This is a genomic window from Pedobacter sp. HDW13 (genome assembly GCF_011303555.1).
GTDB lineage: Bacteria > Bacteroidota > Bacteroidia > Sphingobacteriales > Sphingobacteriaceae > Pedobacter.
The window spans coordinates 6331619-6354773 of record NZ_CP049868.1 but is presented as its reverse complement, the minus strand read 5'-3'; the positions used below and the strand labels follow the sequence as shown (position 1 = coordinate 6354773).

General features: G+C 38.3%; 25 protein-coding genes. 13 read left to right on the top strand and 12 right to left on the bottom strand.

Annotation, left to right across the window (positions count from 1 at the left end; all coding sequences use genetic code 11):
- The first annotated feature begins 429 nt into the window (after positions 1 to 429).
- The gene (locus tag G7074_RS26325; RefSeq protein ID WP_124558565.1) at positions 430 to 909 is read left to right on the top strand and encodes a redoxin domain-containing protein; all 480 of its coding nucleotides are present in this window, start codon (positions 430 to 432) and stop codon (positions 907 to 909) included.
- A gap of 5 nt (positions 910 to 914) precedes the next feature.
- On the opposite strand, the gene G7074_RS26320 is transcribed toward G7074_RS26325, so the two are convergent.
- Together G7074_RS26320 and G7074_RS26315 are read right to left on the bottom strand one after the other, a co-directional pair.
- Positions 915 to 2780 carry an Nramp family divalent metal transporter gene (locus tag G7074_RS26320; RefSeq protein WP_166212242.1) on the bottom strand — a complete coding sequence of 622 codons (1866 nt, stop codon included), beginning with the start codon at positions 2778 to 2780 and terminating at the stop codon, positions 915 to 917.
- A complete protein-coding gene (locus G7074_RS26315) occupies positions 2767 to 3429 on the bottom strand; it encodes a metal-dependent transcriptional regulator (RefSeq protein WP_124558563.1) in 663 nt (220 codons plus the stop codon). Before G7074_RS26315 ends, G7074_RS26320 begins: the two co-directional genes overlap by 14 nt.
- A gap of 127 nt (positions 3430 to 3556) precedes the next feature.
- Between G7074_RS26315 and G7074_RS26310 the strand changes: the two genes are divergently transcribed.
- A complete protein-coding gene (locus G7074_RS26310) occupies positions 3557 to 4027 on the top strand; it encodes an Lrp/AsnC family transcriptional regulator (protein WP_025142637.1) in 471 nt (156 codons plus the stop codon).
- 141 nt (positions 4028 to 4168) lie between these two features.
- Here G7074_RS26310 and G7074_RS26305 read toward each other — a convergent pair whose 3' ends face one another.
- From G7074_RS26305 to G7074_RS26295, 3 genes are all read right to left on the bottom strand, one after another.
- Positions 4169 to 4852 carry an alpha/beta hydrolase gene (locus G7074_RS26305; protein ID WP_124558562.1) on the bottom strand — a complete coding sequence of 228 codons (684 nt, stop codon included), beginning with the start codon at positions 4850 to 4852 and terminating at the stop codon, positions 4169 to 4171.
- Entirely contained in the window at positions 4852 to 5532 is a 681-nt protein-coding gene (ung, locus tag G7074_RS26300) for a uracil-DNA glycosylase (protein WP_166212239.1), read from the bottom strand. The genes G7074_RS26305 and ung overlap by 1 nt, the downstream gene beginning before the upstream one ends.
- A gap of 116 nt (positions 5533 to 5648) precedes the next feature.
- A complete protein-coding gene (locus G7074_RS26295) occupies positions 5649 to 6167 on the bottom strand; it encodes a thioredoxin family protein (RefSeq protein WP_124558560.1) in 519 nt (172 codons plus the stop codon).
- A gap of 115 nt (positions 6168 to 6282) precedes the next feature.
- Here G7074_RS26295 and G7074_RS26290 point away from each other — a divergent pair, with 115 nt between their 5' ends.
- Positions 6283 to 6822, top strand: a complete 540-nt coding sequence (locus G7074_RS26290) for a DUF2892 domain-containing protein (RefSeq protein WP_124558559.1) — start codon at positions 6283 to 6285, stop codon at positions 6820 to 6822.
- A gap of 116 nt (positions 6823 to 6938) precedes the next feature.
- On the top strand, positions 6939 to 8960 hold the full coding sequence (locus G7074_RS26285) for a M3 family metallopeptidase (RefSeq protein ID WP_166212237.1): 2022 nt from the start codon (positions 6939 to 6941) through the stop codon (positions 8958 to 8960).
- Positions 8961 to 9005: 45 nt separating this feature from the next.
- Here G7074_RS26285 and G7074_RS26280 read toward each other — a convergent pair whose 3' ends face one another.
- The gene (locus G7074_RS26280) at positions 9006 to 9503 is read right to left on the bottom strand and encodes a YdeI/OmpD-associated family protein (protein WP_124558557.1); all 498 of its coding nucleotides are present in this window, start codon (positions 9501 to 9503) and stop codon (positions 9006 to 9008) included.
- Between the two features lie 121 nt (positions 9504 to 9624).
- Here G7074_RS26280 and G7074_RS26275 point away from each other — a divergent pair, with 121 nt between their 5' ends.
- Positions 9625 to 10179, top strand: a complete 555-nt coding sequence (locus G7074_RS26275) for a pyridoxamine 5'-phosphate oxidase family protein (RefSeq protein ID WP_124558556.1) — start codon at positions 9625 to 9627, stop codon at positions 10177 to 10179.
- Between the two features lie 92 nt (positions 10180 to 10271).
- Here the strand turns inward: G7074_RS26275 and G7074_RS26270 are convergent, their stop codons facing one another.
- From G7074_RS26270 to G7074_RS26245, 6 genes are all read right to left on the bottom strand, one after another.
- Entirely contained in the window at positions 10272 to 10484 is a 213-nt protein-coding gene (locus G7074_RS26270) for a hypothetical protein (protein ID WP_124558555.1), read from the bottom strand.
- A 134-nt stretch (positions 10485 to 10618) separates the two neighbouring features.
- Complete coding sequence (lysS, locus tag G7074_RS26265; RefSeq protein ID WP_124558554.1) at positions 10619 to 12328, bottom strand: lysine--tRNA ligase; 1710 nt, start codon at positions 12326 to 12328, stop codon at positions 10619 to 10621.
- A gap of 120 nt (positions 12329 to 12448) precedes the next feature.
- The gene (locus G7074_RS26260) at positions 12449 to 14365 is read right to left on the bottom strand and encodes a long-chain fatty acid--CoA ligase (protein ID WP_124558553.1); all 1917 of its coding nucleotides are present in this window, start codon (positions 14363 to 14365) and stop codon (positions 12449 to 12451) included.
- 320 nt (positions 14366 to 14685) lie between these two features.
- Entirely contained in the window at positions 14686 to 15012 is a 327-nt protein-coding gene (locus G7074_RS26255; RefSeq protein ID WP_039476203.1) for an iron-sulfur cluster assembly accessory protein, read from the bottom strand.
- 85 nt (positions 15013 to 15097) lie between these two features.
- Entirely contained in the window at positions 15098 to 15511 is a 414-nt protein-coding gene (gene iscU, locus G7074_RS26250) for a Fe-S cluster assembly scaffold IscU (protein ID WP_124558552.1), read from the bottom strand.
- A gap of 112 nt (positions 15512 to 15623) precedes the next feature.
- Positions 15624 to 16835 carry an IscS subfamily cysteine desulfurase gene (locus tag G7074_RS26245; protein ID WP_166212234.1) on the bottom strand — a complete coding sequence of 404 codons (1212 nt, stop codon included), beginning with the start codon at positions 16833 to 16835 and terminating at the stop codon, positions 15624 to 15626.
- A gap of 119 nt (positions 16836 to 16954) precedes the next feature.
- Between G7074_RS26245 and mce the strand changes: the two genes are divergently transcribed.
- From mce to G7074_RS26205, 8 genes are all read left to right on the top strand, one after another.
- Positions 16955 to 17362 carry a methylmalonyl-CoA epimerase gene (gene mce / locus G7074_RS26240; RefSeq protein ID WP_124558551.1) on the top strand — a complete coding sequence of 136 codons (408 nt, stop codon included), beginning with the start codon at positions 16955 to 16957 and terminating at the stop codon, positions 17360 to 17362.
- A 173-nt stretch (positions 17363 to 17535) separates the two neighbouring features.
- Positions 17536 to 17820 (top strand): hypothetical protein, encoded by a 285-nt coding sequence (locus tag G7074_RS26235; protein WP_124558550.1) that lies wholly within the window; start codon positions 17536 to 17538, stop codon positions 17818 to 17820.
- Positions 17821 to 18055: 235 nt separating this feature from the next.
- Entirely contained in the window at positions 18056 to 18304 is a 249-nt protein-coding gene (locus tag G7074_RS26230) for a type B 50S ribosomal protein L31 (RefSeq protein ID WP_025142617.1), read from the top strand.
- Between the two features lie 72 nt (positions 18305 to 18376).
- A complete protein-coding gene (locus tag G7074_RS26225) occupies positions 18377 to 19549 on the top strand; it encodes a putative sugar nucleotidyl transferase (RefSeq protein WP_124558549.1) in 1173 nt (390 codons plus the stop codon).
- Positions 19550 to 19597: 48 nt separating this feature from the next.
- Positions 19598 to 20359, top strand: coding sequence for a triose-phosphate isomerase (gene tpiA, locus G7074_RS26220; protein ID WP_124558548.1), 762 nt, complete (start codon positions 19598 to 19600; stop codon positions 20357 to 20359).
- The gene (prmA, locus tag G7074_RS26215; protein WP_124558547.1) at positions 20359 to 21198 is read left to right on the top strand and encodes a 50S ribosomal protein L11 methyltransferase; all 840 of its coding nucleotides are present in this window, start codon (positions 20359 to 20361) and stop codon (positions 21196 to 21198) included. Before tpiA ends, prmA begins: the two co-directional genes overlap by 1 nt.
- Before the next feature lie 97 nt (positions 21199 to 21295).
- A complete protein-coding gene (gene murC, locus G7074_RS26210) occupies positions 21296 to 22648 on the top strand; it encodes a UDP-N-acetylmuramate--L-alanine ligase (RefSeq protein ID WP_124558546.1) in 1353 nt (450 codons plus the stop codon).
- A 111-nt stretch (positions 22649 to 22759) separates the two neighbouring features.
- A complete protein-coding gene (locus tag G7074_RS26205) occupies positions 22760 to 23089 on the top strand; it encodes a helix-turn-helix domain-containing protein (protein ID WP_124558545.1) in 330 nt (109 codons plus the stop codon).
- The last annotated feature ends 66 nt before the right edge of the window (positions 23090 to 23155 follow it).

The window sequence follows — 23155 nt, the reverse complement described above, 5'->3', positions numbered from 1 at the left end:
ACGTGATAATTTAATTTTTAATTGTACAGTTTAAAGAAGTCAAGTTTTATAGCGATTTGCATATTCAAACTTGACTTCTTTTGGTAATGAGGTGTGATTGGGAAATGTACAGCTATCCCTTTTGGTATCTTCAGTCCCGCTTTCCCTCCTGCCAATTTGAAGGGAATTGACAGGAGGGAAAGCGGGTTTATTTAACCTCGGCTGGTGCATGGAACTTAAACCGTTCAGTTGCATTTCCCAGGCCCCTGTTCCCTATGGCGGGGCTTCAATTGCCATGGAAAACTTGCTTTTATTTTCAAATATGTTTTCTGCTTTTTAAAACCGGATAATCTATACAGGCCGTTAAAAATCTTCATCAGTTTGTAAAAGCTAATGATATATTATTATGTTCGCATTTATTCATTTAAGTTTGGACTTTAACTATCAAAAATGAAATTCAGAAACCTACTTTTAATCTTATTGCTTGCTACCACCGTTCAGTTAAAAGCACAACAGCCTACCTTACTGCCTCAGTTTACCTTTTATAAATTGGATGGAAAGGCTTTTTCAAACGGAGATATTAAACAGGGAAAGAAAAACCTTTTCATTTTGTTCGATTGTACCTGCGATCACTGCCAGAGAGAAAGCAAGCTGCTGAATACCAATTATACCCAGTTTAAAGATGTAAACATTTACATGATTACCATGGATGAAGGTTATATTATCCCTCAGTTTTTCAATTCGTATGCTAAAGGCTTAAATACCAAGCCAAACGTATTGGTGCTGCAGGATAAAAAACGCATGTTTATCCCAACCTTTTTGCCTAAACAGTATCCTGCAATGTATTTATATTCACCGGCAGGTAAATTATTGTTATACGAATCGGGCGATGGCGGAATAAAAAAAATGATGAAGGTAGTGGGTAAATAACCCGCCTACCTGATAATCAATACCGGTATTTTTACCTTATGTCTTACCGAATCTACTGTAGTGCCAAAAATAAGGTCTTTAAGACCTTTATGCCCGTGGGCACCCATTACCAGTAGCTCCATTTCGTTTTCGTTGCTGATATCGGCAATGGCTTTTGCAGTGCTTCCAAAACCAATAAATGGAGTGGCATCGTAGCCTAAATCGCCAAGATTAGCGATGTATTTATCGAGGTTTGCTGCATCGCTTTGCGTTTCATGGTCCATTACTTCCTTGCCGAGATAACGGGCAGCAGCAGTTTCTACTACATGTATTAAGTAATAGTGCGCACCTTTCCCTCCTTGAATTAAGGCATGTCTGATTGTATTTCTATCGTTTTTCGAAAAATCTACCGCAATACCAATCCTTTTGTAGCTGATTTTTTCAATTTTACCGATATCAAGCGCATTGCCATGTGGTACAAGTTGTTTGCTTGCATTTCTTTTACTTTCTATCATCGGATGGAAGAAAACGTATAACAAAAGTAGCACAACGAGGATTAGAGCGGGAATTACGATCACATAAATCCACCAGTTGTTAGCGTCTTTTGCCCAGTCACCAATTTCTTCAATTACTAGTTTTACATTAAGTGCGATAATTACCAGTGCACTGGCCCAGGCCAATACCTTTACCCAGGGTTTAATGGCAAAATCTTTCATCAGTTTTTTATCAGAGGTGAAGTGAATTAGCGGGATGATGGCAAAACCAAGCTGTAAACTCAAAACCACCTGGCTCAGTACCAGTAGGCCACCCAAAGCATCTTCGCCATAATGTAAGATAGTAAAGAAAGCTGGGATAATGGCCAGTAAACGGGTAATTAACCTTCGCAACCAAGGCTGGATACGTAAATTAATATGGCCTTCCATAATTATTTGCCCGGCTAATGTTCCGGTAACGGTAGAGCTCTGTCCGGCTGCTATTAAAGCAATGGCAAAGAGGGTTGGGGCTACATTGCCAAAAATATTCGAAAGCAGTTTATGGGCATCCTGTATTTCGGCAACTTCGTGTAATCCGTTCTTATAAAAGGCTGCTCCTGCTAAAATAAGGATGGCTGCATTTACAAAGAAGGCGAGATTCAATGCCACAGTGGTATCAATCAGGTTAAATTTTAAGGCTTCTTTAATCCCTTTGTTGCTGCGCTCTATTTTGCGTGTTTGCACCAGCGAGGAATGCAGGTAAAGGTTATGGGGCATTACCGTAGCGCCAATAATCCCAATGGCAATATACAAAGCATCGCCCGTTAATATAGAGGGTTCGAAACCTTTAACAACCTCCCTTAACGATGGTTCTACAATAAACATTTCAACTAAAAACGAAATACCCACAATAAACACCATCGATACAATAAAACCTTCCATGGCACGCATTCCCTTATTGAGCAGGAAAAGCAATAACATGGTATCGAATATGGTTATCGAAATGCCCCAGATTAGCGGCAAACCAAAAAGGAGCTGTAAACCAATGGCCATACCAATAATTTCGGCCAGATCGCAGGCAATAATGGCTGTTTGTGCCAACGCGAATAATGGGATATTTGCCCAGCGCGCATATGCTTGTTTTGAAGCTTGCGCTAAATCGAGCCCACGCACAATACCTAAACGCGCACTTAATGATTGTAAAAGCAGTGCAATAAGGTTCGACATGAGTAAGACCCAAACCAGCTGGTAACCAAACTTACTACCGCCGGCTAAATCGGTTGCCCAGTTTCCGGGGTCCATATAGCCTACGCTAATCAGGTATGCCGGACCAATAAATGATAAAATCCTTCGCCAGCCTTTTCTTTTATCTGTATTTACGCTTTGATGTACTTCACTTAACGATTCAGTTTTTGCCATTACTGCTAATTAAAATGTGTTTTGCAACTTCCCTACTAATATTAACTTGTTTATCTGCTAACTGGATTTCTACTGAACCATCGAAATCGGTAACATCATTGATTTTTATCTGTTTACCCAGAGTTAGGCCTAGTTTCTCTAAATGTTTTAAAAAAGCTGAGCTATGCTGGCTAACACCGGTTATGGTACCCGAATCGCCAACTTTTAATTCTATTAATTTGATAAACTGTGTTTTGGCAAAACGGCCGTTTTTATCAGGTATGGGGTCGCCATGTGGATCAGCTTTCGGGAAACCCAGAAATTCATCCAGTCTTTCAATCAATTCTATCGACCTGATATGCTCCAGCTCTTCAGCTACATCATGCACCTCATCCCATTTAAAGTTTAATTTGTCAACCAGGAAAACTTCCCATAAACGGTGTTTTCGTACAATATCTATTGCAGCATTCTTACCTGTTTCGGTTAAAGTAACCCCCTGGTATTTAATATAATCTACCAAACCTTTATCTGCCAGCTTTTTTATCATGTCGGTAACCGAAGCTGGTTTAGTTTGCATTTGCTCTGCAATGGCGTTCGTTTGCACGTTAGTAGTCTTTTCAGCAAGGTGGTAAATGATCTTTAAATAGTTCTCCTCGGTATAACTTTGCATTTATGTGTATCTAATTAAATTTTTAGGTAAATCTAAAAATTTTTATTTAAAATATATATGATAAATTATGTTAAAATTTAGAATATAATTTGGTTATGTTTGTGTTCTCAAATACCTTTAACACTTTATGGCATCTGAATTAGATAAAATAGACTTTAAAATTTTAAGAATTCTTCAAGAGAATGGAAGAATTACCAATTTGCTATTATCACAGGAAATTGGTTTATCGCCTGCACCAACTTTAGAGCGTGTACGCAAGCTGGAAATGGCTGGATATATTAAAAGTTACCATGCTTTGGTAGATGAGGAAAAACTGGGTTTAGGTATAAAGACCTTTATTCAGATTCAGCTCGATTTTCATAAAAATAATACCATTCAGATTTTTTTGGATGAAGTAAACCAGATTAAAGAAATCACCGAATGCCACCACGTTACCGGACAGGCTGATTTTTTATTGAAGGTTTATGTGAAAGATATTAAGGCTTACGAAAGGTTAATTATGGATAAGATCAGTAAAATTTCGGTGGTTAAAACCTTCCAAACAATGATGATCATGTCTACTACCAAGAAAGAGCCAATTGTGCCTTTGGAGTATTAAACTCGACCACTTTTAATAACAATCGAATCGTTGTATTCCGATAGTTACTCAGGTGCAACAATTTCACGGATGGTGATAACACCACGGTCGTCACCCTGAATTTATTTCAGGGGCTTTTTTCAGTGGAGAGGCTGAAATGAATCAGATATCTTTCTGGTCGGCATGATGTTTACTAGTGTTTAATATTATTTGGTTTATAATTCCTGAAATCTCAACTGCATTCTGGTAAACCATAAAGTGGGTTCCGTTTTCGATTACAAAATCGGGTTGTGCTGTTTTACTGTACAAAATTTTATCATGGGTGCCGTGTATATGATACATCCGTTCAGGCCTTGTTTCATTTTTCCAGCTCAGTATACTTCCAATTGCCCATTTTAAAAAATACGGATCAGTATCTTTTATGATTTTGCTTAATAATACTTTCTCGCTGCCTGATCGGGTGCCGAAATAGTAATTTTGGGTAAGTTTATTCGAAGACTTTAAAAGTTTGGCAGGAATAAATTTTAGTAATCCAAGTTTGCCGGCGAAACGGTAAAGCCCCGGCAACTGGCTACTGATCATGGTGCTGGAAATGATTACTGTTACTATAGGTGCTAAGATTTTTGCTACTTCAACTGCAATCATTCCGCCAAACGAAACACCTACTAAAGCAAAGGGCTGACTGGTATCTATAATCCCACCCAACCGCGCTGCATAAGCCGCAAGTGTTTCGTTTTGCTTGGGATCTATCCAATCAATATGAATGATGTTGATTTTCTCGTTGAGCTTTAGCTTTGAAAAAATCCGCTTATCCGCTCCTAAACCACTGATAAAATAGGTATTCATTATACCGGCAAATTCCAACCAATCGGTTTCAGGTTATTTTGTACCAATAGCTGGTTGGCCTTCGAAAAGTGTTTTGACCCGAAAAAGCCATTGTAAGCCGAGAAAGGCGAGGGGTGTGCCGCAGTAAGCACGTAGTGTTTCTTTTGATCAATTAAAGCTGCCTTTTGCTGAGCGTATCTGCCCCACAAAAGAAAAACCAAATGCTCGCGTTTCTCGGATAAAGCTTTAATAATTTCGTCGGTAAAGATCTCCCAGCCGCGGTTTTGATGCGAACCTGCCTCAGATGCACGTACTGTTAATGTTGCATTTAACAGCAGCACCCCTTGTTCTGCCCAATGGATTAAATTCCCGTGAGCTGGCGATTTAAAACCTTCTATATCCGTTTCTAATTCCTTGTAAATATTTTTTAGCGAGGGTGGTACTGCAACGCCACGTTGTACAGAAAAAGAAAGTCCGTGGGCCTGGCCAGTACCATGGTAAGGATCCTGACCTAAAATCACCACTTTCACCTCATCAAATGGAGTTGTGTTTAGCGCATTAAATATATCAGTGCCCTTAGGATAAACCGTTGCACCTTTCTGTTTCTCTTCCTGTAAAAAAGACTTTAGCTTAATCATGTAGTCTTTCTCAAATTCTTCTTCTAAAACGGCTAACCACCCTGGTTCTAATGCTGCTGACATGTTTTTGTAGGTAATAGGTAAATGTGATTGGTAAGTATGCTAATTGCTTGACGGTTAATAGACAATGGCCCGGCAAACGTTATCAAGCCATTAACTATTGTCTAATAAGTCATCAACTATGGCTTTTTCTGATAAATGGCCAGTAAATCGCCTTCCAGTGTTGTTTTGGGGCCCTCAATAATTCTTCCGAGTTCTTTTCCTTTTTTATCATAAACAATAAAGGTAGGTACTCTTAAAATCTCTAAACCATCGAGGATGCCATTTTCGGCCTTTTTGTTGCCATCAACAGCTATAATTTCTACGTTTTTTTGTTTAAAATGTAAATCATCCAGCACTTTAAAGAAGTTCGGTACATTCACTTTGCTATCGCCGCACCAGGTGCCGAAAACAATTTTAATCTTGTCGTTTTTGATGAGTTTTTTCAGTTCAATCATTGTTGCAGCATCAGGTATATAGGCTTTATACAACGGATCGTACATTTCTTTAAACTCCGGGAAAGTAGTAATACCTTCGCGCGTACAGGCATTGATCAGGATATCTTTATTATGAACAGAATCGTGGATTTTTTTATTGACTTCTTGAGCAGAAACATTCATGGCAAGTATAATTAGTGTTATAGAAAGGAGGATTTTCATAGCTGCGAGCTGGTTTTTTAGGTGATTGAAATTTTTAATGAAATTATTGTTTTAAAATCTAAATTCTGCCATTTAAACACGATATTTGCAAAAAAAAATAATTAGAATAGAATTTATGCCAAATATTATCAGATTAATTGCGGGGTTTGCTTTATTGGGTGGTGCAATAGCTTTATTTGTTTTCGGCTTCTGGCCTTGGGGCATTGTTGCCATCTTGTTGGGGATAATTGTATTAGTAACTTATTTCTTTAATGAAAACATGCTTTTGGCACAATGGTTTTTAAGAAAAGATAATATGCCTAAAGCGAAACAGTTTTTAGATCGCATAACCAATTACGAAAGCCAATTGATAAAAGTGCAACATGGTTATTATAACTTATTAGTCGGTTTAATTGAAAGCAGAACTGCACCAATGAAATCGGAAAAATATTTTAAGGCTGCGTTGAGTTTAGGGATGCAGATGGACCATAATATTGCTCTGGCTAAATTAAGCTTAGCGGGTATTGCAATGGCAAAACGCAACAAGCGCGAAGCAACTATGTACCTGGCCGAAGCTAAAAAGGCAGATAAAAATAAATTGCTGGCCGATCAGATTAAACAGATGAAAGATCAGATGGGCATGATGGATAAGCAACAGCAAGTTCGTTACAGATAAAACTTTAAAGCCATTTCTTAACCGAAATGGCTTTTTTGTTTCAGCTCAGTTTTGTTTATTAAAAATTGCAGCGTATAAATTACTATTTTTATGGATAACCTAACTTTTAAATATTCATGAAAAAAGTATCTTATTTACCCATGCTGGCTTTCTTGGCCATTCTAGGTGCTTGCAATAACAAAAAAGATGCTGAAGAAAACAGTGAAAGCTTTTCATCGGCCAATCCTTTTTTTAAAGCAAGCGAACTGGCCTTTCAGGCGCCTGCTTTCGACAAAATAAAAAACGGCGATTTTAAACCGGCACTGGAAGAAGGAATGAAGCAGCAAATGGACGAAATCCAGAAAATTGCTGATCAGACCGAAGCACCCGGTTTTGAAAATACCATTTTAGCCATCGAAAAAAGCGGACAACTTCTGAATCGTACCAGTATGGTTTTTAACCTGCTTACAGGTGCAAATACCAATCCTGAATTGCAAAAGGTTAAAGAAGAGGAAGCTCCTAAATTAACTGCAAATACCGATGCCATTTATTTAAATACTAAACTTTTTAAGCGGGTAGAAGCCCTTTACAAACAGAAGGATCAGCTGAAACTGGATGCCGAGTCGTTGCGCTTACTGGAATACTATTACCAAAAATTTGAACTGGCAGGAGCAAAGCTATCTGATGCCGATAAGGATAAACTCAAAGAACTAAATAAAGAAGAAGCTACCCTGAGCGCCAAGTTTACCGCACAGTTACAGGCAGCCGGTAAGGGTTTAAAAAACACTACCCAACAGCCCGAATTGCAATCAATGGCCGATCGCTCCAAAAGAGAAGAACTTTTTAAAAAATCCTGGAACAGGGCAGAAAATGGCGATGCAAACGATACCCGTAAAATAATTTCGAGAATTGCGCAGATCCGTTCCAGCCAGGCGGCCTTGCTGGGCTTTAAAAATTATGCCGCCTGGAAATTGCAAAATCAGATGGCTAAAACACCTGAAGCAGTAGAAGATTTTTTTAGCAAAGTTATTCCGGCTGCTACTGCAAAGGCAAAAAGTGAAGCGGCAGATATACAAGCAGTAATCGATCAGCAAAAAGGTGGCTTTAAACTCGAGCCCTGGGATTGGGACTTTTATGCCGAACAAGTTCGAAAAGCAAAATACGATTTAGATGAAAATGAGGTTAAACCCTATTTCGAGTTAAATAAGGTACTCATTAATGGCGTGTTTTATGCTGCAACACAACTGTATGGCATTACTTTTAAAGAACGTAAAGATTTACCTGTTTACCAGGAAGATGTGCGTGTTTTTGATGTGATAGACAAAGACGGCAAACAACTGGGGCTGTTTTATTGCGATTACTATAAGCGCGATAATAAAGATGGTGGTGCCTGGATGGATAACCTTGTTGCGCAATCTAAACTTTTTGGTACGATACCGGTAATTTATAATGTATGCAATTTTACCAAACCCGAACCTGGAAAACCAGCATTAATCAGTTTTGACGATGTTACCACCATGTTTCATGAATTTGGGCATGGTTTACATGGCTTGTTTGCCAACCAGCAATATCCAAGCCTTTCGGGCGCGAACGTAGCCCGCGATTATGTTGAATTTCCTTCGCAGTTTAATGAGCACTGGGCTTCCGATCCAAAAATATTAAAGAATTATGCCCTTCACTATCAAACAGGGGTGCAAATGCCACAAGCTTTGTTGGATAAGATTAAAAAGGCCAGCTCGTTTAACCAAGGCTATATTTTTACTGAAGCATTGGCAGCGGCCGATCTGGATATGCAGTGGCATACCATCCCTTCGGGTTCGCCATTGCAGGATGTCGACAAATTTGAAGCTGAGGCTTTAAAGAAAACCAATTTAAATTTATCTTATGTGCCACCGCGTTACCGCTCCAGTTATTTCCTGCATATCTGGAGTAATGGCTACGCCGCAGGTTATTATGCCTACAGCTGGACTTCTATGCTTGAAAATGATGCCTTTTCGTGGTTTCAGGAGAACGGGGGGGGAACCAGGGCAAATGGGCAACGGTTTCGGGATATGATTCTATCAAAAGGAAATACCGAAGATCTTGGCAAGATGTTTTTTAATTTCAGGGGACATAATCCAGATATTAAGCCAATGCTTAAAAAACGCGGATTGTTGTAAAACCAAATAAAGTACAAAAGCCAGCTAATAGTTGGCTTTTGTACTTTAGATTCCGTCTCTTCCAATAAACCTTTCTTTACCCAGGAGAAACTGAATTGCCTTTTGTACATTCCGGTCAACCGATTCTTCAGTTTTTAAATGGTTGATATACCTTACAATTTCCAATTGTAGATAAGGAGGTTGCTGATCAAAAATAGCTTTTGCTGTTGTATTTTCAGTAAAAGCAAGGAGCAGTTTTGGGTGTGCTGTAATTGTTCTTTCTTCAGCATCGAATTCTATTTCAAACAGCGCCTCATCACCGACTTCTTTTCCAGCCGCTTTTCGCATGGGAGTATTGAGGTATAAACGCCATTCACCTGCATACTTGATCAGGGTTTGTGCAAACTCGTGCCCGTCTATTTTCATCCTTACCGGAATTTTCCCTTTTTCTTTTTTGGCTTGTACAAAAAGATAGGTCAAATATGCTTCGGGTATAAATACAAAAGGGTTTATTCCGATAATATCGATTTTTGCCACAAATGGCTTTGGCTTAGTTTCACTCATCGCTATTTAACAGAATTAAAGTTAATACTTTCAGTTTTATGGCGCAAATTAGCTGTGATATACTTTCGATTTGTTAAAACCAAATCCGTTTATTTCTTGTAGTGTATATAAAAACTACATTATGGCAACATCACAGGAAGGAAGTACTAATAACACTCAGGAAGAAGAAAATATTAAAGATTTAAGCGGCAAAGGTGCAATTACGAAATTACGTGAGTTAGCAGAAAAGGCCGAGAGTTGTTTCTTTTGTACCAACATCAAAACGGGGGTACCACTATCGGTTAGGCCAATGGCCATTCAACAGGTAGATGATGAAGGAAATATCTGGTTTATGAGTATGAAAGACAGTCATAAAAATGATGAAATAACAACCGATCCTTTTACACATCTGCTTTTCCAGGCCAGTGCGCATTCGGGCTTTGTAAATATATATGGTATTGCAGAAATCACCCGCGATCAGGCCAAAATTGATGAATTGTGGAGCCCTTTTATTAAAACCTGGTTTCAGGGAGGGAAAGACGACCTAAATATTACCTTAATTAAAGTAATTCCATCCGAAGGATACTATTGGGATACCAAACATGGTACAGCTGTTGCCTTCTTAAAAATGGCAGCATCTGTAATAACAGGGAAAACGATGGATGATTCGGTAGAAGGGAATCTGGAGATTGATTAAGCTTTTAGTCATGCTGATCCGATAGCTATCTGATTATTTCAGCAGCTGGCTCGATTAGACCCTGAAATAAATTCAGGGTAACGTATGGGGTATTATTTATCACCCAAATAATCAAAGCCTTCAAAATCTTCTCTTTGTGCTCTTTTGCTTAAGATATCATCTTCTTCGGCCTGAACACGTGAGAAGAATAAGGCTTCGGCCTGGATTCTTTTAATTAATTGGCGTACCAGCGTTAAATCAAATGCTTCTTTACTTAATTTGATGCAGTATTCTCTTTCGTTGATTTCTAAACTTGAAGTATTCATAACAATCTTTTTTATTTTCGATTGCTGTAAATATAGAAAAGGCTTGCTAAACAATTGTTAGCAAGCCTTTTAAGTTTATGTTATTTTTTTGTTAAAATCTAAGCCCGTATTTTACCGGCAGATTAACAAATTAACTATTTATGCGATAAGAATAAACCTTCGTCGGTTTTGGCTACTTTTAATATGCCTTTACCTGTTAAAGCTTTCAAAGTGGTATCCCATTTTTTATTGCTCCAGTCGGTTAATTTTGCCTTCACATCAGTTAAAAGATGTCGTTCATCTTCTTTTACCAATGCATATAACTCTGTTTCTTCTGCAGTTAATTCTATTTTCTTTTTCTCCGGGCGCATTTGCGGGAAGAAAAGAACTTCCTGAATGGTGCTTTGGTTGGTCATTAACATCACCAATCGATCGATACCAATACCTAAACCTGAGGTAGGCGGCATACCATACTCTAAAGCACGAACAAAGTCATCGTCCATTGCCATAGCTTCATCGTCGCCACGTGCTGCCAGCTTCAACTGATCTTCTAAACGCTCTTTCTGGTCAATCGGATCGTTTAATTCAGAATAAGCATTGGCAATTTCCTTACCGTTTACAAATAACTCAAAACGCTCAACCAATCCATCTGCTGTACGGTGTTTTTTAGCCAGCGGGGTCATTTCGATTGGATAATCGGTAATGTAAGTAGGCTGAATCAGGTTCGCCTCTACCTTAGCGCCGAAAATTTCGTCGATTAATTTACCGCGGCCCATGGTCGAATCGATTTCGATGCCCAGATCTTTACAAGTCTGTGCAATCTGATCTTCGGTCATTGCCGATACATCAATACCAGTATATTTTTGGATCGATTCGTACATGGTTAATTTTTCGTATGGTCCTTCGAAATTAATTTCATTGGCACCAACTTTAACCACAGCCGAACCTGTTGTTGCTATTGCTACTTTTTCTAAACATTCTTCCACCATAGCCATCATCCAGATATAATCTTTGTAGGCTACATAGATTTCCATTGAGGTAAATTCAGGGTTATGCGTACGGTCCATTCCTTCGTTACGAAACATTTTACCAAACTCATAAACACCATCAAAACCGGCAACGATTAATCTTTTTAGATAAAGCTCATTTGCAATACGCAAATAAAGCGGCATGTCTAAAGTATTGTGGTGTGTTGCAAATGGACGCGCCGCTGCACCACCATGGATAGGTTGCAGGATAGGGGTTTCTACTTCCATCCAGCCTTGGTTATCGAAATAATTACGCATGGTATTGATTACCTTGCTGCGTTTAATGAAAATCTGTTTGTAATCAGGATTTACCGTTAGATCTACATAACGCATACGGTAACGCAACTCCGGATTGGTGAAACCGTCGTACACATTTCCTTCGTCATCACGTTTTACGATAGGGAGGGGGCGTAAAGATTTAGCTAAAACTTTAAATTCGGTTACGTGAATAGATATTTCGCCGGTTTGTGTGGTAAACACATAACCTTTAACGCCGATAAAATCGCCAATATCCAGCAATTTTTTAAATACCGTGTTGTATGTAGTCTTATCGTCGCCAGGGCAAAGCTCATCTCTCTTTAAATATACCTGTATACGGCCAGTCGAATCCTGTAATTCGGCGAAAGAAGCAGCACCCATAATGTTGCGGCTCATGATACGGCCTGCAAGGCTAACGGTCTTATAGGCGGTTTTATCCTTTTCGTAGTTAGCTAAAATATCGGCTGCTGTTACGTTAATTTCGTAAGCTTCTGCTGGATAAGGTTCTATGCCTAACTGGCGTAATTGTTTTAACGACTCACGTCGTAATTGCTCTTGTTCTGATAATCCTATACTCATTTCGGGTATTTTTTGCAAAAGTAATGATTTACTTCGTCATTGCGTGAAACGAAGCGATCTTAAAGCAATAGAAATTGATTTTTTTAATTGATAATGATGTGGAAAATAATCTGGTTTTAGCTAAGATTCCGCTTCTATGCCTTCTTCGTACATTTGATTAATGGCCTCTGCATATTTCTTTTCTACAATGCGGCGCTTAACTTTCATGGTAGGCGTAATTTCTCCTTCGTCTATATTGAAAGGATTACGTTTTATCTTAAAGTTTTTAATACGCTCAAATTTGGCCAGTTCATTCGATATTTTCTTGATATCCTGCTCCATCCAGTCTATAATTTCCTGATTGCCGATAAAAGGATCGGCATCTTCGAAAAATGACGGCTGTAGCTTAAAGGTTTCTTCTAAAGTTTCCCTGTTCGGGATAATAATGGCCGTAATAAATTCGCGTTTATCGCCAATTAAAAACAATTGGTCAATTTTTGGGCTTTTCAGGTAAATATTTTCTACCGGGGTAGGGTAAACATTTTTTCCATATGCATTTACGATCATGTTTTTCAAACGATCTGTAATTTGCAGGTTACCTTTATAAAAACGGCCAATATCGCCAGTGTGGAACCACATGTCTTTATCTATCGCTTCGGCGGTTTCTGCAGGTTTGTTAAAATAACCTTTCATTACACAATGGCCACGCACAATTACTTCTCCTTCGGGGCATTCAAATTCCTCATTAAAAGTATTGTGGGTTTGAATGCTGATCATTTCTTTGCTCTCGACATCCTGTATGGCCACTTCAATGCCTGGGATTATGCGCCCAACAGTGCCATAAACCTGCCTGTGGTATTCAGTAACCGACATTACCGGTGAGGTTTCGGTTAAGCCGAAACCCTCTAGTATTTTAATGCCCAGGTCGCCAAAAAACTCACCCACATTTTTAGGTAAAGCTGCCCCGCCCGAAATCATAAATTTTAAGCGACCACCGGTTTTTTCTTTAATCTTACTAAATACCAGTTTTTCGGCAATTCCTTTTTTGGCCGATAAGATCATTCCTGGGTTTTTGCCTGCTTCTTTGGCTACCCGGTACTTATTGCCGGTTTCCAGCGCCCAGGTAAATATTTTAGCTTTTGTACCACCGCCTGCTGTACCCGATTTAATGGCTTTATCGTGAATGCGTTCCAGTAAGCGCGGTACACAGCTCATCACCGTCGGACGAACCTCGCCCATATTTTTGGCCAATAATTCAAGGCTTTGTGCAAAAGCGATTTTACAGCCTTGCGCGCAACATACATGATAGGTAGCTGTACGTTCAAATACGTGTGATAATGGTAAAAATGAAAGGAAAGTTTCTGTTTGATCGATTACCGGGATCTGTTGCAAACAAACTTCTACGTTTTTAACAAAATTATAATGGGTAAGCATTACACCTTTTGGCGTGCCTGTAGTTCCCGAAGTATAAATTAACGAGGATACATCCTGAGGTATAACCAAATTTCTGCATTGATCTATTTCAGCTCGCTCAGCTGCCGTAATCTGGTGTTTAAGGGCTAAAATATCGGAGAAAGCAATTACTTCAACATTTACATCTGCCGGAATGGTCACTTTTTCGAAATCTTTAAAAGCGGGAATAATGTATTTTAATTCCTTACAATTGGCTGCTACTTTTAATATTTTACGATACAGGAAATTGTTACCTACCAAAATGGCCTTAATGCCAGAATCGTTAATGATATAGGCTACTTCCTGTTCAGAAAGGGTAGGGTAAATAGAAACATTAATTACACCAATTTGCTGTATGCCCTGATCGTAATACACATATTCAGGAGAGTTTTCGATCATTAAGCCCAGGCGGTCTCCTTTCTTGATTCCCTTCTCTAAAAAGAATGCTGAAACAGCATCGGCTCTTTTAAGGGTATCTTCGTAAGAAACTTCCAGCCACTCGTTACTTTGTTTGTGGATTAAGAAAGTTTCTTCTGGTTTATGTATATTTTTTACAACATTCCTTAATAGGGTAGGAACGGTTGAAAATTCGTTAATTAGTGGCATGCTCGTAATTTGGTGTGTTCGTTATTTTAACAATTATAACGCTTTTTGGTTTAAAAATACAAATTGATATGTTGCCAGGCAGGTTTTGCTTGCGAATTAGATTATTTGCATATTATTTCTCCACAGATTAAGTATAAAAGCAACGCAGATTAAGAAAGATTTTTTACTTGAATATTTATGAAAGACTGAAATAAGAACCTACGGATTTAAATCAGTGAAATCTGTGGGAAACGAATCGTAATTGCCTAAAAAATAAAATCTGATAAACGCAAAAAAGGTTTCATAAGCATGAAACCTTTTTGTTAAATATTTTAATTTGTTTAAACAGAGAAACTCTCGCCACAGCCGCAAGTACGGCTCGCATTTGGATTTACAAAGTTGAAACCTTTTCCGTTTAAACCATCAGTAAAATCAAGCTCAGTTCCGGCCAGGTAAAGGAACGATTTCATATCTAATGCGATCTTAATTCCTTTATCTTCAAAAAACTGATCACCTTTTTGTTCCTCGTTATCGAAATCTAAATTGTATGATAAACCAGAACAACCACCACCTTTTACAGAAACGCGTAAAAAGTAATCAGAACCCATTGCAGAATCCTGCATCAGGTGATCAATTTTGTCTTTTGCTTTATCGGTTATTGTAATCATTCTAATAAGATTTGAGATTTGAGATTTCAGATTTGAGATCAGGTACTTAACCCTCACATCTCATATCTAACCTCTCACATCTATTTTAGTGGTGCGATTTCTCTAAAACAATTGCTTCTAAACCATTTTTAACGCGGTAATCGTTAATAGCCGATTTAATTGCATCTTCTGCCAAAACAGAACAGTGAATTTTTACCGGAGGTAAAGCCAGTTCTTCCACAATATCCATGTTATCGATAGCTAATGCCTCGTCAATTGTTTTTCCTTTTAACCATTCTGTTGCTAAAGATGAAGAAGCAATAGCCGAACCGCAACCAAATGTTTTAAATTTAGCATCGGTAATAACGTTGTCTTCTCCAACTTCTATTTGTAAACGCATTACGTCGCCACACTCTGGTGCACCAACTAACCCAGTGCCTACAAATTTACTCTCTTTATTTAAAGTACCTACATTACGCGGGTTGTTGTAATGATCAATTACTTTTTCTGAATATGCCATGTTTTTATTTTTTAATCTCCCTAAGGAGCAAATTTTTAATTAGTTTTCAATTTCAGCTATCAATTACCAGTTCGTGTACTCAAAACTGCCAACTGTTAACTCCAAACTGGTTTTAGTGTTCTGCCCACTCAATTTTGCTCAGGTCAATACCTTCTTTAAACATTTCCCAAAGCGGAGAAAGTTCTCTTAAGTGGTTAACTGCTTTTTCGGTAACAGCAATAGCCTGGTCAATCTCTGCTTCTGTGGTAAACCTTCCTAAACCGAAACGGATAGAAGAGTGAGCCAGGTCATCAGATAAACCTAAGCTTTTTAAAACGTATGATGGTTCTAAAGAGGCAGAGGTACAAGCCGATCCCGAAGACACTGCTAAATCACTCATAGCCATCATTAAACCTTCACCTTCAACATATTTAAATGAAATGTTCGCTACGTGTGGTAAACGGTGTTGTGTATTACCATTAACATAACTTTCTTCCATTTTGTTTAAAGTCGATTCTAATTTATCACGTAAACCTGATAAACGAACGGCTTCGCTTTCCATTTCTAATCGGCAAAGTTCGCAGGCTTTACCTAAACCTACAATACCCGGAACGTTTAAGGTACCTGAACGCATGCCGCGTTCGTGACCACCACCATCCATTTGGGCAGTAACTTTAACTCTTGGACCTTTACGACGTACATAAAGTGCACCAACACCTTTTGGTCCGTACATTTTGTGTGCGGAGAAAGCCATTAAATCAATCCCATCAGTATTTACATCAACCGGAATTTTACCAACTGCCTGCGTAGCATCAGTCATAAATAAAGCACCGTGTTTGTGTGCAATCGCCGAAATTTCTTTAACTGGTTGAACTACACCGATTTCGTTGTTGCCATACATGATAGAAACTAAAATTGTTTCTGGTGTCATGGCAGCTTCTAATTCAGCTAAATCAATTAAACCATCTTCTTTAACACCTAAATAAGTAACACGTGCACCATTTTTTTCTAAGTGTTTGCAGGTATCTAAAACCGCTTTATGCTCAGTAACCGCAGTAATAATGTGGTTACCTTTTTCTTTATACATTTCAAATACACCTTTAATGGCCAGGTTATCAGCCTCGGTAGCACCTGATGTAAAAATAATTTCTTTTTCAGTACAGCCGATTAATTTGGCTACTTGCTCACGAGCATAATCTACACCCTCTTCAGCCACCCAGCCAAACGCGTGATTGCGGCTCGCGGCATTTCCAAATTTCTCAGTAAAGTAAGGTAGCATTGCTTCCAACACTCTCGGATCTAACGGTGTTGTAGCATTATTATCTAAATATATCGGCTGTTTCATCTTTATTCTGTTGATTATTGATACAAAGATACGAAAAAAGTTTTCTAACAATTATAAATAATAGCTATGAGGTTATAGAGAAAACCTGCATTTTTACATTTAACCAACCTTTTAAATCGATGAATAAGATAGAACATATCGGAATTGCCGTAAACAGTTTAAATAAGTCGGTTCCGCTTTACGAGCTTTTGCTTAATACTTCGTGCTACAAAACCGAAACCGTAGCGGCAGAACAAGTAAATACAGCGTTTTTTAAAGCCGGCGATAACAAGGTTGAGTTGCTCGAAGCTACATCCGATGATAGTGCTATTGCACGCTTTCTGGAGAAAAAGGGGGAGGGGATTCATCATATTGCTTTTGCTGTTGATGATATCCTGGCCGAAATGGAACGCTTAAAGGCCAGTGGTTTTGTGTTGTTAAACGAAGCACCCAAAAAAGGTGCCGATAATAAAATGGTGTGTTTTGTTCATCCTAAACAAACAAACGGCGTACTAATAGAGCTTTGCCAGGAGATAAAATGGGTGTAGAGGGGGGGATGGATAATGTAAGATGGGAGATGTGATGGAAGAGATAAGATGGGAAATGGAAAATGAATGAGGGAGCTAATCTAAACATCATTAACTTTGTACTATTGTTTTTCGCTTAATGAAAACTTTGCAAAAAAAATCTTTAAACTCTAAAATCTTATAAATCCTATTCGATGTCATTAATTAGTATCATCAGTAAAGATTTCGATGTGCCCGAAAACCTTTCCGAAAATCAACTGCGGGAGGTGATGGTTGATGCATTTGCGTATCTGATTGATAATGATTTTCCGAAATTGATTCAGATTTTATACAAGGCAGATGTAGATCAGTATAAATTAAAGGAATTACTTGAGACGGTTGAAGGTTCGAGCTCGGCTGAAGTAATTGCCGATGCTTACATCGTCAGACAAAAGGCCAAAATAGAAACCTGGAAAAAATATAGTCAGAAAAAAGATTAGTTTAAAAGCTGCTATTTGACATTATTTCAAAGGTTTTTAGACCAGAACTCGTTGTGAAAAGGCTTATGATTTAAAATTCTTGCATTAGGCTTGTAAATCAAAAATAAAATTAAGATATTTGCATCCTCTAAAATAGAGGTAGAAAGACTAATAGGAAATGTCATAAGCGTTGTTGCCAGCAAATTGCAAAAATGTTCTTGATGCTTTCACACAAATAACTAAAAATAATATTCAAATGAAAAAAGATTTGCACCCAACAAGCTACAGACCAGTTGTTTTTAAAGACATGTCTAACGAATATGCTTTCTTAACAAAATCTTGCGTAGATACTAAAGAAACTATTAAATGGGAAGATGGTAATGAGTATCCTCTTTATAAATTAGAGATCTCTCATACTTCACACCCTTTTTATACTGGTAAAATGAAATTGGTTGATACTGCAGGACGTATCGATAAATTCAAAAACCGTTACGCTAAGAAATAATTTTAGCAACAAAAAGCATTTTTTAAAGTCCCTTTGCCAAAAGCATCGGGACTTTTTTTATTTTTGTTGCTTATGACAATCAATCTTTTTGATGATGCCAGCTGGATGTCTTTACGTCCGCTTACGTTTACCAGGCCTGTGGCCGATCTGCGCATTGGTATTTTAACCATTGCAGAAAAATGGGCGAAACACTTAAAAGCCGACTTTGGCTTTCAAACTCAGGACTACCTCTCCGTAAAATTTGCTCCAAAATCTAACGCCAGTTTGTTTATAAACGGGTCGGTTTGCCCTGATGATGATTTGCTTAATGCCATTACTGTGCTTAAAAGCGGTGAAGTATTATTGGCTGGCGATGTTGTTTTGGCTTTTAGGAATAGCGAGGTATTAACTTATCAGCAGGCTCAAATGCAGTTAAAGCCGGTTGATTATCAATTAAATTTCACCAGGATTAGCTACCCCGAGCATATTTTTGGGAATAACCCTGCCGAGATCAGAAAAGATTTTAAGTTGTTAACCGAAGGTCGTACCTCGGCAAAATTAAGCAGTACCAACCAGTTGTTAGGGAACGATATTTTTCTGGAGGAAGGCGCTAAGGTAGAGTGTAGCGTATTGAATAGTGGTTACGGACCCATTTATATCGGTAAAAATGCCGAAGTTTGGGAAGGCAGTTTAATAAGAGGCTCTTTTGCTCTTTGCGAAAATTCATCGGTAAAAATGGGTGCTAAAATATATTCAGGTACTACCATTGGTCCGAACAGCCGTGCTGGAGGTGAAATTAATAATTCGGTAATTTGGGGCAACTCAGCCAAAGGTCACGAAGGTTACCTGGGTAATTCGGTAATGGGCGAGTGGTGCAACATTGGTGCCGATACCAACAACTCGAATTTAAAAAATAATTATGCTGAAGTAAAGCTTTACAATTATGAAAGCAAAAAAATGCGCAATACCAACCTTCAATTTTGTGGGTTAATTATGGGCGATCATGCCAAAAGCGGTATTAATACCATGTTTAACACTGGTACTGTAGTCGGAATTGGAGCTAACGTTTTTGGTGCCGGTTTTCCTCCACACCACATTGCCGATTTTAGTTGGGGTGGTGCTGCTGGTTTCGAGGCTTATAAATTGCATAAAATGTTCGAAACAACCGAAAAGGTGTTTGCAAGAAAGGATGTGGCCTTTAATGAGGTAGAAAAAAACATCCTGACAAAAGTATTTGAATTAACCGAATCGTATAGACGATTTTAATATAAAATCTGATCTGAAAAAGATCAACCAACCATTAAATAATACAAAATGAGAAAAAAGATTGTTGCCGGTAACTGGAAAATGAACTTAGATTATAACGAAGGTGTTTCGTTATTCAGTGAAATCGTAAATATGGTTAGAGATGAGCGCAAGGGCGATCAGTTAGCAATCATCTGTTCACCATTTATCCATTTAAACAGCCTGGCAAAATTGGGTGGTAATGATGTTAAAATTGGCGCTCAGAATATCAGCGATAAAGAAAGTGGTGCTTATACAGGCGAAACTTCTGCCAAAATGGTTAAATCTGTTGGTGCAGAATATGTTATTTTAGGTCACTCAGAGCGCAGACAGTATTTTGCTGAAAGCGACGCTTTATTAGCAGAAAAAACTAAAGTTGCTTTAGCTAACGGCTTAACGCCAATTTTTTGTATCGGCGAAACTTTAGACGAGCGTAACAACGGAAGTTACTACGAAGTATTAAAAAAACAATTGGTAGAAGGTATTTTCGGTTTAACTGAAGAAGATTTCAAGAAAATTGTAATCGCTTACGAGCCGGTTTGGGCTATTGGTACAGGTTTAACCGCTTCACCAGAGCAGGCGCAAGATATTCATGCTTTTATACGTAGCGAAATTCATGCAAAATATGGTTTCAACGTGGCTGATGATACAACTATTTTGTATGGCGGTAGCTGTAACCCAGGTAACGCAGCAAGCTTGTTTGCCCAAAAAGATATCGATGGTGGTCTTATTGGTGGTGCATCATTAAAATCGCGCGATTTTACAGATATTATTAAAGCATTAAACAGCTAATGCAATATACAAAAGCAATATTTACATTTAAAAGTATCGAAGACTATCAGCAGGATTTGCTTATTAGCGATCTTGCCGATTTAGGCTTCGATACTTTCGAAGATAGCGAGGGAGGTTTTACAGCTTTCGTAATCAAGGATAACTTTAACGAGCAGGAACTGAAAGATTTGCTGGCTAATTATAGTGATGAATTTACAACAGATTATACTTTAGAAGATGTTGCAGATGAAAATTGGAATGCCGAATGGGAGAAAAATTTTAGTCCGCTGGTAATTGATGATGTGTGTTACGTAAGGGCAACTTTCCATGAGCCACAGCCATCTTTCCCGTACGAAATCGTAATCGATCCGAAAATGTCATTCGGTACCGGTCACCACCAAACTACAACGATGGTGATGCAGTATATTCTGGCTGCCGATGTAAAAGATAAAGCCGTATTAGATATGGGCTGTGGTACAGCCATTTTGGCTATCCTTGCTGCTAAATTAGGTGCAAAAAGTCTGGTAGCTATCGATTATGATGATATTTGTTATCAAAGTGCTATAGAAAATGCTGCGCTTAATAAGGTAGACAATTTAACAGCACTCTGCGGCAGTAAAGAAGTGATTCCGGACGAAGTGTACGATGTTATTTTTGCCAACATCAACAGGAATATCCTTTTAGATCAGATTCACCGCTATGCCGAAGTATTGAAACCATCAGGCAAGATTTTCTTCAGCGGTTTTTATCTCGATCCGGATTTAAGTATGATCACTGCTGAATGCGCTAAATATGGTATTAAATATATCGACCATAAGCAAAATGGTGAGTGGGTAGCGGCACAATTTGAGAAAAGGTAGAAGGATGGAAGGTTGAGGGTTTAAGGTGGAAAGCAGAAAATTTAATAGTTGTTCTCATATCTCAAATCTAACCTCTCAAATCTAAAATATTAAAAATATGCGTATACATTTTATTGCAATAGGTGGAAGTGCGATGCACAATCTGGCTATTGCCCTGCATAAAAAAGGTTATCAGATTACCGGTTCGGATGATGTGATTTTTGAGCCTGCGAAATCCCGTTTGGATAAATATGGCTTGTTGCCGGCCGAAATGGGTTGGGATGATAGCCGCATTACCAGCGATTTGGAAGCGGTTATTTTGGGGATGCATGCCCGGATCGATAACCCTGAGTTGTTGAAGGCACAGGAAATGGGCGTTAAAATCTATTCATATCCCGAGTACATTTACGAACAAAGCAAAAATAAATTACGTGTAGTTATTGGCGGTAGTCATGGTAAAACAACCATTACCAGCATGATTTTGCATGTGCTAAATTATTATAATCGTGATTTTGATTACTTAGTTGGTGCACAACTGGCTGGTTTCGAAACCATGGTGAAAGTAACAGCAGAAGCGCCAGTAATGATTATTGAAGGTGATGAGTATTTATCGTCGCCGATTGATAGAAGGCCTAAATTTCACCTCTATAAAGCCAATGTTGCTGTAATTAGCGGTATTGCATGGGATCATATCAATGTTTTTCCTACCTATGCCGATTACACTGCACAGTTTGATAAATTTATCGATACAATTGAAGAAAATGGTACCCTGATTTATTGTGAAGCAGATGCTGATTTAAATGAGATTGTAAGCCATTCAAAGGCTAAGGTAAATAAAATTGGTTACGCCATTCCTGAACATGAAATTAAGGATGGAATTACTTATTTGCTTCCTGAAAACACAGCTTTAAAAGTTTTTGGCGACCATAATTTAATGAACCTGAACGCTGCCAGGCTGGTGTGTGCACAACTGGAAATAGACGAAGCTGAGTTTAATACCGCTATTTCTTCTTTTACTGGTGCTGCAAAACGTCTAGAAGTTATTTCAGTCGATGCTTCGACCAATGTGTATAAAGATTTTGCACATTCGCCATCGAAATTAAAAGCTACAATTGATGCCGTTAAAACACAATTTACCAATCGTAAGCTGGTGGCCTGTATCGAATTGCATACTTTTAGTAGTTTGAATAAGGATTTCTTAAAAGAGTATGCCGGTGCTATGGATAAAGCCGATGATGCCATTGTGTTTATCGATGTTAAATCTTTTGAGCAGAAGCAGATGGAGCCATTTTCAGAAGATGATGTTCAAAATGCCTTCCATAATCCAAAACTGAAATTTTTTAACGATGCTGAAAAACTAAAGGCCTACTTACTGAGCCTGCATTATGCCGATACCAACTTATTAATGATGAGTTCTGGTAATTATGCTGGTTTTGATTTGCCCGAGCTGGCAGCTGCATTAAATAAATAGATATTAGATGTGAGATTTGAGAGAGGAGATTTAAGCCAGTAGTCTTCTCAGATCTCATGTCTAACCACTTAAATCTATACCCAGTGTCTCATATCTCAAATCCAGTATCTCATGTCTAATCAGATAAAAAGCATAGGAGACAACATTAAGCAATGCAGGCATTCCTTAAATTTAAGTCAGGCCGATGCCGCTAAGAAACTGAATATCTCTACTCCGGCCTTTTGTAAAATCGAAACAGGTCAAACCGACCTTAATATTTCCCGCTTACAACAAATTTCAAAAGTCTTTAAAGTTCCTGTAGCTCAGTTGCTTGGATTGTCTGCAGCTCTTGATACAGCTGGAGAGCTGGCTATGCTAAAAAAAGAACTGATGGAAAAAGATGAAGAAATCAATAAACTACGTAAAAAGGTAATTGATCTGTATGATAAACTGGGGATGTGAAATTGTTTAATTTTGACTATTTGTCATGTTAAAATTATTATTCTGAATAAAATTCATTTTTTGTTA

What these genes read in the sequence shown, in the direction of transcription:
- G7074_RS26275 (WP_124558556.1), top strand. Translation starts at nt 9,625, where the DNA reads ATGGCAACATCACAGGAAGGAAGTACTAATAACACTCAGGAAGAAGAA.
- iscU (WP_124558552.1), bottom strand. Translation starts at nt 15,511, where the DNA reads ATGGCATATTCAGAAAAAGTAATTGATCATTACAACAACCCGCGTAAT.
- ung (WP_166212239.1), bottom strand. Translation starts at nt 5,532, where the DNA reads ATGTCAGCAGCATTAGAACCAGGGTGGTTAGCCGTTTTAGAAGAAGAA.
- G7074_RS26255 (WP_039476203.1), bottom strand. Translation starts at nt 15,012, where the DNA reads ATGATTACAATAACCGATAAAGCAAAAGACAAAATTGATCACCTGATG.
- G7074_RS26225 (WP_124558549.1), top strand. Translation starts at nt 18,377, where the DNA reads ATGACAATCAATCTTTTTGATGATGCCAGCTGGATGTCTTTACGTCCG.
- G7074_RS26315 (WP_124558563.1), bottom strand. Translation starts at nt 3,429, where the DNA reads ATGCAAAGTTATACCGAGGAGAACTATTTAAAGATCATTTACCACCTT.
- G7074_RS26310 (WP_025142637.1), top strand. Translation starts at nt 3,557, where the DNA reads ATGGCATCTGAATTAGATAAAATAGACTTTAAAATTTTAAGAATTCTT.
- tpiA (WP_124558548.1), top strand. Translation starts at nt 19,598, where the DNA reads ATGAGAAAAAAGATTGTTGCCGGTAACTGGAAAATGAACTTAGATTAT.
- G7074_RS26325 (WP_124558565.1), top strand. Translation starts at nt 430, where the DNA reads ATGAAATTCAGAAACCTACTTTTAATCTTATTGCTTGCTACCACCGTT.
- G7074_RS26260 (WP_124558553.1), bottom strand. Translation starts at nt 14,365, where the DNA reads ATGCCACTAATTAACGAATTTTCAACCGTTCCTACCCTATTAAGGAAT.
- prmA (WP_124558547.1), top strand. Translation starts at nt 20,359, where the DNA reads ATGCAATATACAAAAGCAATATTTACATTTAAAAGTATCGAAGACTAT.
- G7074_RS26305 (WP_124558562.1), bottom strand. Translation starts at nt 4,852, where the DNA reads ATGAATACCTATTTTATCAGTGGTTTAGGAGCGGATAAGCGGATTTTT.
- G7074_RS26230 (WP_025142617.1), top strand. Translation starts at nt 18,056, where the DNA reads ATGAAAAAAGATTTGCACCCAACAAGCTACAGACCAGTTGTTTTTAAA.
- murC (WP_124558546.1), top strand. Translation starts at nt 21,296, where the DNA reads ATGCGTATACATTTTATTGCAATAGGTGGAAGTGCGATGCACAATCTG.
- lysS (WP_124558554.1), bottom strand. Translation starts at nt 12,328, where the DNA reads ATGAGTATAGGATTATCAGAACAAGAGCAATTACGACGTGAGTCGTTA.
- G7074_RS26285 (WP_166212237.1), top strand. Translation starts at nt 6,939, where the DNA reads ATGAAAAAAGTATCTTATTTACCCATGCTGGCTTTCTTGGCCATTCTA.
- G7074_RS26270 (WP_124558555.1), bottom strand. Translation starts at nt 10,484, where the DNA reads ATGAATACTTCAAGTTTAGAAATCAACGAAAGAGAATACTGCATCAAA.
- G7074_RS26245 (WP_166212234.1), bottom strand. Translation starts at nt 16,835, where the DNA reads ATGAAACAGCCGATATATTTAGATAATAATGCTACAACACCGTTAGAT.
- G7074_RS26295 (WP_124558560.1), bottom strand. Translation starts at nt 6,167, where the DNA reads ATGAAAATCCTCCTTTCTATAACACTAATTATACTTGCCATGAATGTT.
- mce (WP_124558551.1), top strand. Translation starts at nt 16,955, where the DNA reads ATGAATAAGATAGAACATATCGGAATTGCCGTAAACAGTTTAAATAAG.
- G7074_RS26280 (WP_124558557.1), bottom strand. Translation starts at nt 9,503, where the DNA reads ATGAGTGAAACTAAGCCAAAGCCATTTGTGGCAAAAATCGATATTATC.
- G7074_RS26235 (WP_124558550.1), top strand. Translation starts at nt 17,536, where the DNA reads ATGTCATTAATTAGTATCATCAGTAAAGATTTCGATGTGCCCGAAAAC.
- G7074_RS26290 (WP_124558559.1), top strand. Translation starts at nt 6,283, where the DNA reads ATGCCAAATATTATCAGATTAATTGCGGGGTTTGCTTTATTGGGTGGT.
- G7074_RS26320 (WP_166212242.1), bottom strand. Translation starts at nt 2,780, where the DNA reads ATGGCAAAAACTGAATCGTTAAGTGAAGTACATCAAAGCGTAAATACA.
- G7074_RS26205 (WP_124558545.1), top strand. Translation starts at nt 22,760, where the DNA reads ATGTCTAATCAGATAAAAAGCATAGGAGACAACATTAAGCAATGCAGG.